Below are 12702 nucleotides of genomic sequence, written 5' to 3'. Positions count from 1 at the left end.
CCCGGTGACTTCGCCGCACCAGACCACCCATTCGAAAGGCCGACCATCATGCTGCACAACCTCACGGGCTGGCACGCCCTCGTCATCCTCGCTATCATCATCCTCGTCTTCGGCGCAGCCAAACTGCCCGCACTCGCCAAGAGCCTCGGACAGTCCGTGCGCATCCTCAAAGACGAAACGACCGACAAGCGGTCGGATGAGTCGGCGCCTGCACCGCCCCACCACGAGGCGGTGACCGACCCGGTCATCGCCGATCCCAACCCCACACCCGCCTCGGCGAGGGTCGATTCCACCACAGTGGACACCGCATCCGACGCGACGCGACCACGGTCATGACCACCGCCGCGGAGAAGACGCCGCTGTCCGCGCACCTGCGGGAGGCGCGGACACGAGCGGTGCGCGCGGCGGTCGCGCTGCTCATCGGCACCGTCATCGGCTATCTCAACTCGGATCTCGTCATGGACGTCCTTCGTGCTCCGATCACCGAACTCGCCGCATCCCGCAGCGCCTCGCTCAACTTCGACAGCGTCACCGGCGCCTTCGACCTTCAGCTGCGCATCGCCGTGTACTCCGGAACCATCCTCTCCAGCCCGGTGTGGCTGGGGGAGGTCTTCGGCTTCCTCACCCCAGGGCTGACGGCGAAGGAGAAGAAGTACACCTTCGGCTTCCTCGGCGTCGCACTTCCCCTCTTCGTCGGCGGCTGCTTCACCGGCCTGTTCATCTTCCCGCGGATGGTCGAGGTGCTCACCTCCTTCGCTTCGTCCGAGGACAGCACGATCCTGCAGGCGTCCTACTACTTCGACTTCGTGTTCAAGATCGTCATCGCCACCGGCATCGCCTTCGTCCTCCCGGTCTTCCTCGTCGTCCTCAACTTCATCGGCCTGCTCTCGGCACGGGCGATCGCCCGGGCCTGGCGTGTGAGCATCGTGGCCATCGTGGTCTTCGCCGCTCTGGTCACCCCGGCCGCCGATGTCCTCTCGATGTTCTTCGTCGCAGCCCCGATGGCGCTGCTCTTCCTCGCAGCGCTGGTCATCGCGTGGATCCACGATCGGGCTCGCGGAGACGTCGATCCCACGCGGATCGAACGGTCACAGGCCGCGCGATCGCAGAACTCGATCACCAGACAGACTCCGCCCGCGGAAAGGACTCGGACATGTTCGGCCTGAATTTCGAGAAGATGATCATCGTCGGCGTCATCGCCGCGATCATCATCGGCCCGCGGCGGCTGCCGCACTGCGCGCAGAAGCTCGGCGAGCTCGTCCGCCTGCTCCGTGTCCAAGTCGACACGGCACGGACTCGTGCGACCGAATCGATGGGCGCCGAGGACTGGCAGACGCTCGATCCCCGACAATACGATCCGCGGCGGATCATCCGCGAGGCCCTGGACGAACCGAGTCGACCTCCCACCGAGTACGTCATGAGCGGTTCGTCAGGTCATCCCCGGAAACGGCTCGTCGCCCGTAAGAGCGAAAGCTCTGCGGACGACGAAAGGAGTGCAGCCGGGCACTCGGCGGCCGAGCGATGACCTGAGGACCCGTCGGTGACCTGGGGAACGCCTCGGTGACCTGAGCGTCACCTCGGTGGCCCGACGGTCGGCTCGGTGGTCAGTCCTTGAAGTCGAAGTCATCCTTGTCGATGCCGGGGAACATGAGCTCGTACTTGACCATCTTGTCCTTGTGATCGACGATCTTCACCGATCCGAAGTACTTCTTCTCACCGTTGTAGGCCTCTTTGTCCTTGATGGTGACCTGGCACGATTTGTATCCGTACCATTCCCTGAGCTCCATATCGGAATCGCATGCGGCTTCCTTGACCTTCAATTCGAGCTTGTTCTCGAACAGGTCGACGAGGTCGGCTTCGATCGATGAAGCGGGCACGACGCCGTTGCCCTTCTTGTCGATCTTCATCCCGGCGTCACTGGCCCAGTTCGTGGTCTTCGCAGCGTCGGCGAACGGGTCGGTCGACTTCGTGTCGGTGGGCTCCGCCTCGGCGGGTTCAGAACCCGGGGCTTCGGCCGCTTCCGACTCGACGGCACCGCCGCCGAACCCGCCCTTTTCGGTCTGGGCTGCTTCGGACTTCTGATCCTCTGCCGGCTTGTCGTCTCCGGAGCCTCCGCACGCTGTCAGGGACAGGGCGAGAGCGGTTCCAGCCGCCGCCGTCAGCAGGCGGGGCATCCAAGTGGACCGGCGAATCGGGGTCATCTGTTTCTCCTTCGCGCTCTGGCGATCACAAGCGTTGTCGATACACCACGATTCTGCCACGGCCCATTGCCGCAGATCCCCGGTTCGGTGTGCAGATCCGGCGACACCTGTGACGATTCGGGCGCATCCGGGCAGTGGAATGATCATCTTTCGGGCAGAGAAGTGAGCATCACTCACCGCTCCTCGCATAACCACCCTTTGCAGCGGGTGTTCATGCGAGGAGCGAGGAGTGATGGGTGAGTACCTGTAGGGGAGCGCGTGGCCGGTGCGGTGCACGAGTGACCGTGCGGTGTGCGGGCAACGGTGCGTGATGCTCCGCGGCGTCCGGCTCCGACTGCTCCGCGGGAACGATGACGTTCAATTCGATGAGGTGGTGATGACGCTCATTCCGCGGCGGGGGAGTTGACGGCGTTCGCGAGAGCCTCGAAAGCCCGGATCGTCGGGAACATCTTCGTCGCATCCTGCGGCAGCCCCCAGCTCGAGAGTTTGACTCCGAGGACGTTCGCACCCGGGTTCATGTAGATCATCTGCCCGTGGATGCCGAGAGCGAGGAAGGCATGGGAGTCGGGGAACGGGAACCAGAACTGGTTGTGATACGCCCCGCCCGGCATCCGATTGTCTCCGGGCCCATCGGCGAACGCCTGCCGCACGTCGTCGGACGTGGTGAGCGTATCGCCGATCCACGTCGTCGGAGCAACCTGCTGACCGGTCAGCGACTGACCGCGGTTGGTGTAGACGAAGCCGAAGCGGGCGAGATCGCGCAGAGTCGTGTTGATGCCGCCGTCGAACATCCCGACCCCGTACTGGTCGGTGGCGATGAGCGCGTCCTGTTCGGCACCGATCCGCGACCACAGAACTCGCGACATGAGCGACTGCATGCGCTCGCCGGTGATCTTCTCACACACCCAACCGAGCACATCGGTCTCGCACGACCGGTACTCGAAGACCCCGCCGTGCTCGGACTTCGCCTCAAGAGTGGTGAGGAATTCGTACATGCCGATGCCCGGGCTCTCCCGCGTCGCCTCTGACCAGCCGATCGACTCCTCGATCTGCCTGACCTCGGAGTTCGGGTCGAGGTAGTTCTCGGAGAAGCGGATGCCCGAACGCATGTCGAGGATGTGGCGCACGGTGGCACCGGCATAGCCGGAATCGGCGAGTTCGGGCACATAGTCGGTGACGAGGCGGTTCGGGTCGAGGTCACCGGAACCGACGAGGACCCCGGCGACGGTGCCGACGAGCGATTTGGACACCGACATGAGCAGATGCTCGCTCGACGGGGTCATCTCCCCGAAGTACTCTTCGGTGAGCACGATCCCGTTGTGCATGAGCATCCAGGCATCCGTGTCGGTGGATTCGATCACGCTGCGGACGCTGCGAGCTTCCGAGTACTCCGTCGCGGGAACTTCGACCGCGCCGAGATCCTGCAGATCGGCGGGCAGCTCCGCCACCGGCCCGACGCCCCGTGAGATCGGCGTCGTCGGCAGGACCCGTGCGACGTTCTGGAACGACCAACGGACATTGTCGGGGTCCTGCCAGTTGTCCCGGTCGATTCCGGCCGCCGGATCGACGGGTGCCAACGGGGTCACGGCTTGGTCCGCCGGGGGAGTGGCCGCAGTCTGCTTCGGTGACGGTTCGATCACTCTTCACCTCTGATTCTCGGGTCGGTCTGTCCGCGGAACGGGTCCGCGGACGGCAGCTGAGCGCCGCCTCGGGTCATTTTGAGATTATCACCGAGGCGGCCCGACTCCGGTTCAGTCGCCCTTGGCTCCGGGCCCGCCGAGGGCCGGTGACGGATCCTCCGGGACGACCGGAACTCCGGCGTACATCGCACGGATCGAATCGATGAAGTGCTTGGCGCGGATGCTCAGCGCATCGGGCCCGCCGACGTTCGTCTGCAGCGGATTCTTCGTCACCAGCACTCCGAGGTCCGCGCCCTTCCACCGGTAGTCCCCGGCACCGAAGATGCGCAGGAAGAACACCTCGCTGCCGTTCTGCAGCGGGTGCCAGTCCAGGGCCGCGCGCTTGTAGGTCAGCGTCCTGTACTGATCGAGATAGTACTGACCCGTCAGCGGCGAATGCGTGATGTACTCGGTGATCGGAGCCGTCTCCTTGATGATCATCTGGCTCCACTCATCGGCTCCGGAGAGCTCCTCCCACCGCTCGTTGATCTCCTTGACATCGAGGTCGAATTCGACCTCGAGGTACTCGAGCAGGTGGAACAGGAACAGCGGCACATCGGCATAGGCTCCGGCGGTGACGTTCGTGATCGCCGACGCACCGGAGATCCGCGGATTGAGTTCGCCGAGGTAGCAGTCGTCGTTGTCGAGGTCGACGAGGACGTCGACTTCGAAGAAGCCTCGATAGCCGCGTTTGCGCAGACCTTCGCCCATCCTGCGCACGAGCTCGCGGGTCTTCTCCCGCTGTTCGGCGTTGAGGACATCGGGTTTCATCTCATTGCCGCACCAGCCGCCCTTGTACGGGGTGAGCTCGGCGAAACCGGCCAGCTCGGTCAGATACGGACCGACGACGACACCGCTGGAGGTGATGACCGCCTCGACGGCGACCGGGGTGTTGTTGATCCGCTTCATCACCTTCAGCTGCTCGCCGACGATGTCGTCCTTGTGCGTCTCCCAGCCTGAGGAATCGGAGATGAAGAACGTCGTCTTGCCCGAATCACCGTACGGAGTCTGCACGACGAGATCTGTGCCCAGCCCTGCCTCGGCGGCCCGCTCATTGAGCTCTTCATAGGTGTCAGCGGTGGTCAGCACATTCGGGACGGAGAACGCACCGGCCTCATTGCCCAGCTTCGTCGTCTCGATCTTCGAATCGAGCTGATTGCGCAGCGCCGCCGAAGGCAGGATGAGGTCGTAGCCGAGTTCCCGGCAGATCCGCTCAGTCTCCTCGTCGAAGAAGACCATCGCGACCTTGACCCGCTCACCGTGGGGAACACTGCGCGTCATATGAGCGCGCACCTCGGCGTTGAGCAGGAGCCAATTGTTGATCGCCTCACCCGATTCGAACTCGACATAGGGCTTGTAACGCGGGGAGAACACCCGCGGATGTCCGCCGTCCCACCCGTCGTAGTAGGTGATGTAGGAGAAATTGCGCACCCACCGGTCGAGGCCGAGCAGGTTGAACGGGGTGGCTCCGACGAAATAGATCGGCGTCTGATTCGTGCGGAAGAAGTGCCGGACCTCGGAGATGTTGCGCAGCGGTCGGCGCAGCTGGACTCTGTCGGCTTCCTTGCCGGCATATGCTGCATCGGTGGCCACGGCCACCTCGACCTGAGGTGGGGTGAGATCGGCAGGAACCGGTGCCGGCCCGGATTCGGAAGCGGCGGCTGCCGGCGCGGCAGCTGCGGGGGCAGCGGGACCGGGCGCCTGCGGTGAGGGGGCCGCGACTGCGTCTTTGACTCGGGCACCGGGGTTCACCGCCTGTGGCTCGGGGCTCGTCGGGTCAGCGCTGGGGGATTCGTTCGTCATCGCACTACTCCTTAGCTGATGTGATGTGGACAACATATACCAGTTTCGGGGCCATGAGCCTGATGGTGCAGGAATTGTGTGAACCGGATACGAACGTGCGATCAATTCTTCGCCGGTGAGCGTCGCCCGAGGGCCGTGCTTTAGGCTGGTGTCGATACCGACCCCAGTGGAAGAGAGAGCGCATATGCCGGTGAATACGGAGAAGCAGGGGGCCTCGTTCTCCCTGCCTCGGCCCTACGAGGTCTCCAGGGAGGCGATCGCGGAATTCGCGCTCGCCACCGGAGCGAAGGCCGATTACCATTTCGACACCGAGGCGGCCACCGCGCTGGGTTACCGCGACGTCGTCGCCCCGACCACATTCGCCGTGATCATCGCGCAGAAATCCGAAGCCGCCTATATCGCCGATCCCGATTCGGGCATCGACTTCTCGAGGGTCGTCCACGGCTCCGAGCAGTTCTCGTTCACCCGCCCCATCGTCGCCGGTGACGTCCTGTCCGCCGTCACCCACGTCGACGGCGTCCGGTCGGCCGGCAGCAACGCCATGATCACCACCCGCACCGAGATCGCCGATGCCGCGCAGCAGCCAGTCGTCACCGTGACCTCGACCATCGTCGTGAGAGGAGACGGAGAATGAGCACCATCGACTTCTCCACACTGACCATCGGTGACACCGTCGTGGAAGCCGAGATCCCGCTGTCGCGCGCCTCCCTGGTCGACTACGCCGCCGCCTCGGGCGACCACAATCCGATCCACTGGAACGAACGCTTTGCCCGCGAGGTCGGACTCGACGATGTCATCGCCCACGGAATGCTCTCGATGGCAGCCGTCATCGCCCCCGTCGCCGAATGGCTCGGCGACCCCGGTGCGATCGTGGACTACCGGGCCCGCTTCTCCGCACCCGTCGTCGTCCCCGATGCCGAAACCGGATCACCGGCGTCCCCGACGGCCTCGCTCAAGCTCACCGGCACGGTCGGCGCCGTCGACCCGGCAGTCGGCACCGCCCGCATCGACATCACTGTGAAGTCCGGTGCGGCCGATGTCCTCAGCCGCACCCAGGTTCGGATCTCGCGGTGACCGACGCTCTCAAGCAGGAACTCGCGGGCTTCACCACCTTCCGCCTCGGCGGATCGGCCTCGCAGGTCACCGTCGCGAACACCCGCGACGAGCTGCTCGACTTCTGCCGTGCCCATCCGCTCGAGCTCAGCGGTCAGGAGAGGTCCGGGGTGCTCTTCATCGGCGGCGGATCGAATCTGCTCATCTCCGATGCAGGGTTCGACGGCGCGGTCTGTGTGGTCCGGACCACCGGAGTGGAGACGACAGAGACCACGACGACCGACACCCGGGTCACCGCCGAGGCGGGGGAGGACTGGGATGCGTTCGTCTCCCATACGCTCGACCTCGGCCTCTCCGGGCTCGAAGCGCTGTCCGGAATCCCCGGATCGGTCGGTGCGACCCCGATCCAGAACGTCGGCGCCTATGGCACCGAGGTCGGTGAGCTCATCTCCTCGGTCGAGGTCTTCGACCGTGTGGCCGGGCAGATCCGCCACCTCACCGCCGTCGAACTCGAATTCGGCTACCGCACCTCGGCGCTCAAACGGGCCCAGATCGCGGTCGGCACCCCGCAGTTCGTCGTGCTCTCGGTGACCTTCGACCTCCGACGCAGTGACGAGTCGCTGCCGGTGCGCTACGCTCAGCTGGCCTCGACCCTCGACGTCGAAATCGGTGCCTGCGTCCCGGCGAAACGCGTGCGCGAGAACGTCATCGCGCTGCGCCGCTCGAAGGGCATGGTCCTCGATGCGGCCGACCATGACTCCTGGTCGGCCGGTTCCTTCTTCACCAACCCCATCGTCGAGGATGCAGAGATCCTGCCGGCCGAGGCTCCGCGCTATCCGGTGACCGATCCGCTCAGCGGAGCGAAGCTCGAGGGGAAGACGAAGACTTCGGCGGCCTGGCTGATCGAGCATGCCGGTTTCGCCAAGGGCTTCAGCATCGGCGGGGGACGGGCATCGCTGTCGACCAAGCACACCCTGGCACTGACGAACCGGGGACACGCGAGCACGGACGATGTGATCGAACTCGCCGCGACCGTCGTCACCGGTGTCGAGGACGCCTTCGGCATCACACTCGAGCCCGAGCCGACCTTCATCGGGTGCTCCATCGATGACGGGCAACGTCCTTAGACTGGTGGCCGTGTCATCACGTCGCAGAATCACCGCACTCGTCATCACCCTGGCAACGGTTGCACTCGCGACCCTGCCCTGGGCGCTGTTCTCCTCGCGAGCCGATCTCACCTTCGGCCCGCATGAGGCTCAGTACCGGGTCACCGCGGATTCCCGGCTCACCGTCGACTTCGGCCCCCTCGGCAAACTGCTGGTACCCACCGACGATGTCATCCCCCTCGGCCTGGGTCTGCACGTCGACATCGGCGAGATCCCCGTCTCCGGCGACTCCAGCGACGAAGACCGCCCCGCGGCCGACCCCGAGGCGGTAGCCGACCCCGGTGGGGGAGCCGTCGACGCCCTCGGCGGCGACATCGCCTCCTACGCCTCTCTGTTCTCGGCCCCGCAGGCGCAGATCGACCAGGTCATCGAGGGACTCAGCCAAGAGATCCTCACCCGGTGGGCGCTGGCCGTCTGCGTGATCACCGGCGGACTCGTTGGTCTGGCCCTCTTCCTCGGACCCACCCGGTTCGACTCCGTCATCCGTGCCTTCGTCGGCAAAGAACTCCTCGGCATCGGCCTGGTGCTCGTGCTCGTCCTCACGGGGCTCGGCGCCGTCGTGCTCAACCGTCCGAAGCCGATCGCCGCCGATCCGGCGTTCGAGGACACGCCCCTGGCCGGTTCCCAGGTCACGGGCCGCCTCGGCGGGATCATCGACACCGCGTTCGGTGCGGTGCAGGACTTCGCCGACGACAACGATGCCTTCTACGACGACGTTCTGGAGACTCTGCGGGCGCAATGGAACGATCGCCCGCTCACCGGCAGCTGGACCGAACGGGGACTCGTCCCGCCCGCCGGGGTCGGAGCCTCCGCCGCCGACAGCGGTGAGGGCCAGGGACAGAAGGGCGTGTCGACGTTCGTCCTCGGCACCGATATCCACTGCAATATCGGAATGGCCCGCGTCGTCGGTGCGGTCGCAGGAATGAGCAGGGCCGACGCGTATATCGACGGCGGTGACATCTCCATGACCGGAACCTCGGCAGAGAACTACTGCCTCGACGTCCTCGACGACGAACTGCCGGATAGGCTGCCGCGCATGATCGTCAAGGGCAATCACGATTCCAGGGGCACGACCCAGCATGCGAAGACCCGCGGCTGGAGGGTTCTCGAAGACTCCACCGCGGAGATGGCCGGGGTGACCTTCTTCGGTGCCGCCGACCCCCGCCGCACCGTGTTCGGGTCCGGGCCGCAGCTCGAGACCGACCTCACCGCCGACCAGTATGCGCAGAGGCTGCGTGATGAAGCCTGCGCGGCTGACTTCGACATCATGCTCATCCACGATCCCGCCGTCGGCGGACCGACTCTGCGCTTGGGGTGCGCCGACTACGCTCTGAGCGGACACTGGCACCGCCGGGTCGGACCGGAGAACTTCGGTTCGGGGACCCGCTACGTCAGCTCCACGACCGGGGGAGCACTGGCGAATGCGCTGACGCCGGGACCCCTGAAGATGAACGCGGAACTGAGCATCATCCGCGTCGACAATGAGACGAAACGCCCCATCGACCTGCAGATCATCACCGTCACGCCGGACAAGAAGGTGCAGATCGACCCGTGGGTGCGCTTCCCCGAACCCAGGCCGCTCGTGGGCCAGCCGCCGGTCGATGAACCCGGCCGGTAGGTGAGCGTCGACACGTTCGAGACAATGCTTCGAGACTCGGTTCGACGAACGACGGTCGGGCACGGTATGCTCGTTTCTCGTGGTCGGACACCACAGGGATCGGCAAGATCTCCCAGGTCCGATCAGAGGGGTGTGGCGCAATTGGTAGCGCAACGGTCTCCAAAACCGTAGGTTGCAGGTTCGAGTCCTGTCACCCCTGCGCAGTTGACTCTGCCGAAGTCTCATCGGCCAGGCGCCGTCCTCGACCGGCACGAACAATTGTGAAGCCAAACGAAACCGACCGAGTGAGGATGTGTGAGCGACACACCGGCAAAGAAGACTGGCAGCGCACCCAACAGTGCCTCCAGTCCCAAGAAACTCGGATTCTTCGGACGAATCCTGCAGTTCTTCCGCGAAGTTGTGGCAGAGCTCAAGAAGGTCGTCACTCCGACCCGGAAGCAGCTGCTCAACTACACGCTCGTCGTGCTGGGCTTCATCCTGTTCATGATGCTTCTCGTCACGGGGCTCGACCTGGTCTTCGGCAAGCTCGTCGGATTCGTCTTCGGCGGAACTCCGCTGTGGCCCCTGTGGTGACACGGCCTCAGCCGTGACCCACCCTAAGCTCAAACTTCATCCCCATCCGGGAATCACAAAACGCGAAGCGAGGAATTGATCGGTGTCGGATACCAACTCACCTGAGCAGGAGACCCCTGAGACCCAGGACGTCACTCCCGAAGAGTCGGGTGCCGCTGTGGTGCCCGAAACCGAGGAGGCGGCCAACGACGCCGAGGCGACCGCCGCCGAGAACGCAGACGTTGCCGAGTATGCAGACGCCGAGCAGGACGATGCCGCTGAAGTCGGCGACGCTGCGCAGGACGATGCCGCTGAAGCCGCCGACGTTGCCGACGAGGTGGACCCGGCCGAGGAATTCATGGCCGAGCTGCGCATGCAGGAGGGTGACTGGTACGTCATCCACTCCTACGCAGGCTACGAGAACCGCGTCAAGCAGAACCTCGAGAACCGCACCGTCAGTCTCAACCTCGAGGACTTCATCTTCGAGTCCCAGGTTCCGATGGAAGACGTCGTCGAGATCAAGAACGGTCAGCGCAAACAGGTCCGCCGTGTGCGCATCCCCGGCTACGTGCTCGTGCGCATGGAGCTGACCGACGAATCGTGGGGCGCCGTCCGGCACACCCCGGGCGTCACCGGATTCGTCGGCAACGCCTACGACCCCACTCCGCTGTCGATCGACGAAGTCTTCTCGATGCTGGCTCCGATCTTCGAAGAGCGCCAGGCCGAAGCCGCCGCTGCCGAAGGTCCGGCCGCCGAAGCCGCTGCGAAGTCCGCGCCCGTCACCGAGGTGGAGTTCGAGGTCGGCGAGTCCGTGCTCGTCAAGGAGGGCTCCTTCGAGGGCCACCCCGCCACGATCCAGGAGATCCGTCCGGAATCGCAGAAGCTCACCGTGCTGCTGTCGATCTTCGAACGCGATGTTCCCGTCGAACTCGGCTTCGATCAGGTCTCGAAGCTCTGAGACCACGCAGATCTGTCTGATCGTCTCGCCGCTCAACGGCGCGATCATCACAGAAGGGGTCCGGACCGTTCCGGGCCCCTTCTGTGTTGCCTGGGCGGCCGCCTCGGCGACGATATCGTCTCATTCAAGGCCGGGCCCGGATGTCCGACCGTCCTCGGCACGGTATTCGCGCCTGCGCTTGAACGACGGCCGGCCTCGCGCTTGCCGGGTGGCCTCGACGGGACTGAGTCGGGGCAGCGGCGTGAGCGTGACGGCGTCGGGGTGGGGAGGGATCGGCCGCCTCGGCGAGATTTCGATCCGGTGATGCGCCTCACGCGCATTTGCCCGCAGGTGTGCGCGCATGGAATACTGGTGTGGTTTGATTGCGGCCCTTATCGGAAGGCCGCCGTCGAACGATGTGCTGTATATGTCTGGCACATCGAAACCTCAAGATTAAGGACCGTACATGCCTCCCAAGAAAAAGGTAGCCGGCCTCGTCAAGCTCCAGATTCAGGCAGGTGCCGCTAACCCGGCTCCTCCGATCGGTCCGGCGCTTGCCCAGCACGGCGTCAACATCATGGAGTTCTGCAAGGCCTACAACGCCGCCACAGAATCCCAGCGTGGAAACATCGTTCCCGTCGAGATCACCGTGTACGAAGATCGTTCATTCGACTTCGTCCTCAAGACCCCGCCGGCAGCCGAGCTGATCAAGAAGGCCGCCGGAGTGAAGTCGGGTTCGGCCACCCCGCACACCGTCAAGGTCGCTCACCTGAGCGCCGACCAGGTGCGTGAGATCGCCACGACGAAGTTGCCCGACCTGAACGCCAACAACCTGGATCAGGCCGACCGCATCGTTGCCGGAACCGCGCGTTCCATGGGCATCACCACCGACATCGAGGTCTGAGACCTCACCCCACACAGTGGCAGGGCCCACGCAGCCCACACCACGACTGCAAGGAGTAAAGCAGATGGCAAAGCGTTCTAAGGCCTATCAGGCCGCGGCTGAGAAGATCGCCGCAGATGTGAACTACGAACCGGCTCAGGCAATCGCCCTGGCCAAAGAGACCACCGTGGCGAAGTACGACGCCACCGTCGAGGTCGCTCTCCGCCTGGGTGTTGACCCCCGCAAGGCGGATCAGATGGTGCGCGGCACCGTCAACCTTCCGCATGGTACCGGTAAGACCGCTCGGGTCCTGGTGTTCGCTGCCGGCGACCGTGCAGAAGCTGCCCGTGAAGCAGGTGCTGACTACGTCGGTTCCGATGACCTGCTGGAGAAGGTGGCCGGAGGGTTCACCGACTTCGATGCCGCTGTTGCGACCCCCGACATGATGGGCAAGGTCGGTCGTCTCGGTAAGGTGCTGGGTCCCCGTGGCCTGATGCCGAACCCGAAGACCGGCACCGTGACCATGGATGTCGCCAAGGCCGTGACCGACATCAAGGGCGGAAAGATCGAATTCCGCGTCGACAAGCACTCGAACCTGCACTTCATCATCGGAAAGGTCTCCTTCTCCGAGGACGCTCTGCAGGCGAACTTCGATGCTGCGATCGAGGAGATCCTGCGTCTGAAGCCGTCCTCGTCGAAGGGCCGCTACATCAGCAAGGCCACGATCACGACGTCGAACGGCCCCGCCGTTCCGGTCGACCACTCGGGTCTGCGCATCTGATCGATGCACTGTGAGAGGGCGGGAAGCGA

Annotated in this window: 14 protein-coding genes and 1 tRNA gene; 12 read left to right on the top strand and 3 right to left on the bottom strand. The window is 64.7% G+C overall.

Annotated elements, in window-relative coordinates:
- Positions 1-48 precede the first annotated feature (48 nt).
- The 3 genes from GUY37_RS13020 to GUY37_RS13010 are packed head-to-tail and all read left to right on the top strand — an operon-like array spanning position 49 to position 1525.
- Positions 49-336 (top strand): twin-arginine translocase TatA/TatE family subunit, encoded by a 288-nt coding sequence (locus GUY37_RS13020; protein WP_166826339.1) that lies wholly within the window; start codon positions 49-51, stop codon positions 334-336.
- Positions 333-1166, top strand: coding sequence for a twin-arginine translocase subunit TatC (gene tatC, locus GUY37_RS13015; protein WP_166826337.1), 834 nt, complete (start codon positions 333-335; stop codon positions 1164-1166). The genes GUY37_RS13020 and tatC overlap by 4 nt, the downstream gene beginning before the upstream one ends.
- On the top strand, positions 1154-1525 hold the full coding sequence (locus GUY37_RS13010) for a Sec-independent protein translocase family protein (RefSeq protein ID WP_166826333.1): 372 nt from the start codon (positions 1154-1156) through the stop codon (positions 1523-1525). The genes tatC and GUY37_RS13010 overlap by 13 nt, the downstream gene beginning before the upstream one ends.
- A 79-nt stretch (positions 1526-1604) precedes the next feature.
- On the opposite strand, the gene GUY37_RS13005 is transcribed toward GUY37_RS13010, so the two are convergent.
- From GUY37_RS13005 to GUY37_RS12995, 3 genes are all read right to left on the bottom strand, one after another.
- The gene (locus GUY37_RS13005; protein WP_166826330.1) at positions 1605-2201 is read right to left on the bottom strand and encodes a hypothetical protein; all 597 of its coding nucleotides are present in this window, start codon (positions 2199-2201) and stop codon (positions 1605-1607) included.
- Between the two features lie 383 nt (positions 2202-2584).
- Positions 2585-3841, bottom strand: coding sequence for a serine hydrolase domain-containing protein (locus GUY37_RS13000; protein WP_228278182.1), 1257 nt, complete (start codon positions 3839-3841; stop codon positions 2585-2587).
- 111 nt (positions 3842-3952) lie between these two features.
- Entirely contained in the window at positions 3953-5683 is a 1731-nt protein-coding gene (locus GUY37_RS12995) for a biotin carboxylase (RefSeq protein ID WP_228278181.1), read from the bottom strand.
- 184 nt (positions 5684-5867) lie between these two features.
- Between GUY37_RS12995 and GUY37_RS12990 the strand changes: the two genes are divergently transcribed.
- The 9 genes from GUY37_RS12990 (at position 5868) to rplA (ending at position 12673) form a co-directional block, all read left to right on the top strand.
- Entirely contained in the window at positions 5868-6317 is a 450-nt protein-coding gene (locus GUY37_RS12990) for an FAS1-like dehydratase domain-containing protein (protein WP_166826327.1), read from the top strand.
- Positions 6314-6757 carry a MaoC/PaaZ C-terminal domain-containing protein gene (locus GUY37_RS19250; RefSeq protein WP_228278180.1) on the top strand — a complete coding sequence of 148 codons (444 nt, stop codon included), beginning with the start codon at positions 6314-6316 and terminating at the stop codon, positions 6755-6757. Before GUY37_RS12990 ends, GUY37_RS19250 begins: the two co-directional genes overlap by 4 nt.
- A complete protein-coding gene (locus tag GUY37_RS12985) occupies positions 6754-7863 on the top strand; it encodes a UDP-N-acetylmuramate dehydrogenase (protein WP_228278179.1) in 1110 nt (369 codons plus the stop codon). The genes GUY37_RS19250 and GUY37_RS12985 overlap by 4 nt, the downstream gene beginning before the upstream one ends.
- A gap of 10 nt (positions 7864-7873) precedes the next feature.
- A complete protein-coding gene (locus GUY37_RS12980) occupies positions 7874-9520 on the top strand; it encodes a metallophosphoesterase family protein (RefSeq protein ID WP_228278178.1) in 1647 nt (548 codons plus the stop codon).
- Between the two features lie 126 nt (positions 9521-9646).
- A tRNA-Trp gene (locus GUY37_RS12975) sits at positions 9647-9719 on the top strand.
- A gap of 95 nt (positions 9720-9814) precedes the next feature.
- Complete coding sequence (secE, locus tag GUY37_RS12970) at positions 9815-10093, top strand: preprotein translocase subunit SecE (protein WP_135809908.1); 279 nt, start codon at positions 9815-9817, stop codon at positions 10091-10093.
- Positions 10094-10175: 82 nt separating this feature from the next.
- Entirely contained in the window at positions 10176-11030 is an 855-nt protein-coding gene (nusG, locus tag GUY37_RS12965) for a transcription termination/antitermination protein NusG (protein ID WP_166826321.1), read from the top strand.
- Between the two features lie 445 nt (positions 11031-11475).
- Positions 11476-11913 carry a 50S ribosomal protein L11 gene (gene rplK / locus GUY37_RS12960; RefSeq protein WP_152348453.1) on the top strand — a complete coding sequence of 146 codons (438 nt, stop codon included), beginning with the start codon at positions 11476-11478 and terminating at the stop codon, positions 11911-11913.
- Between the two features lie 64 nt (positions 11914-11977).
- Positions 11978-12673, top strand: a complete 696-nt coding sequence (gene rplA / locus GUY37_RS12955; RefSeq protein ID WP_166826318.1) for a 50S ribosomal protein L1 — start codon at positions 11978-11980, stop codon at positions 12671-12673.
- The last annotated feature ends 29 nt before the right edge of the window (positions 12674-12702 follow it).

This window comes from Brevibacterium limosum, assembly GCF_011617705.1.
Lineage (GTDB): Bacteria > Actinomycetota > Actinomycetes > Actinomycetales > Brevibacteriaceae > Brevibacterium > Brevibacterium limosum.
This window is presented reverse-complemented; position numbering and strand designations above follow the sequence as displayed.

What these genes read in the sequence shown, in the direction of transcription:
- GUY37_RS13020 (WP_166826339.1), top strand. Translation starts at nt 49, where the DNA reads ATGCTGCACAACCTCACGGGCTGGCACGCCCTCGTCATCCTCGCTATC.
- tatC (WP_166826337.1), top strand. Translation starts at nt 333, where the DNA reads ATGACCACCGCCGCGGAGAAGACGCCGCTGTCCGCGCACCTGCGGGAG.
- GUY37_RS13010 (WP_166826333.1), top strand. Translation starts at nt 1,154, where the DNA reads ATGTTCGGCCTGAATTTCGAGAAGATGATCATCGTCGGCGTCATCGCC.
- GUY37_RS13005 (WP_166826330.1), bottom strand. Translation starts at nt 2,201, where the DNA reads ATGACCCCGATTCGCCGGTCCACTTGGATGCCCCGCCTGCTGACGGCG.
- GUY37_RS12995 (WP_228278181.1), bottom strand. Translation starts at nt 5,683, where the DNA reads ATGACGAACGAATCCCCCAGCGCTGACCCGACGAGCCCCGAGCCACAG.
- GUY37_RS12990 (WP_166826327.1), top strand. Translation starts at nt 5,868, where the DNA reads ATGCCGGTGAATACGGAGAAGCAGGGGGCCTCGTTCTCCCTGCCTCGG.
- GUY37_RS19250 (WP_228278180.1), top strand. Translation starts at nt 6,314, where the DNA reads ATGAGCACCATCGACTTCTCCACACTGACCATCGGTGACACCGTCGTG.
- rplK (WP_152348453.1), top strand. Translation starts at nt 11,476, where the DNA reads ATGCCTCCCAAGAAAAAGGTAGCCGGCCTCGTCAAGCTCCAGATTCAG.
- rplA (WP_166826318.1), top strand. Translation starts at nt 11,978, where the DNA reads ATGGCAAAGCGTTCTAAGGCCTATCAGGCCGCGGCTGAGAAGATCGCC.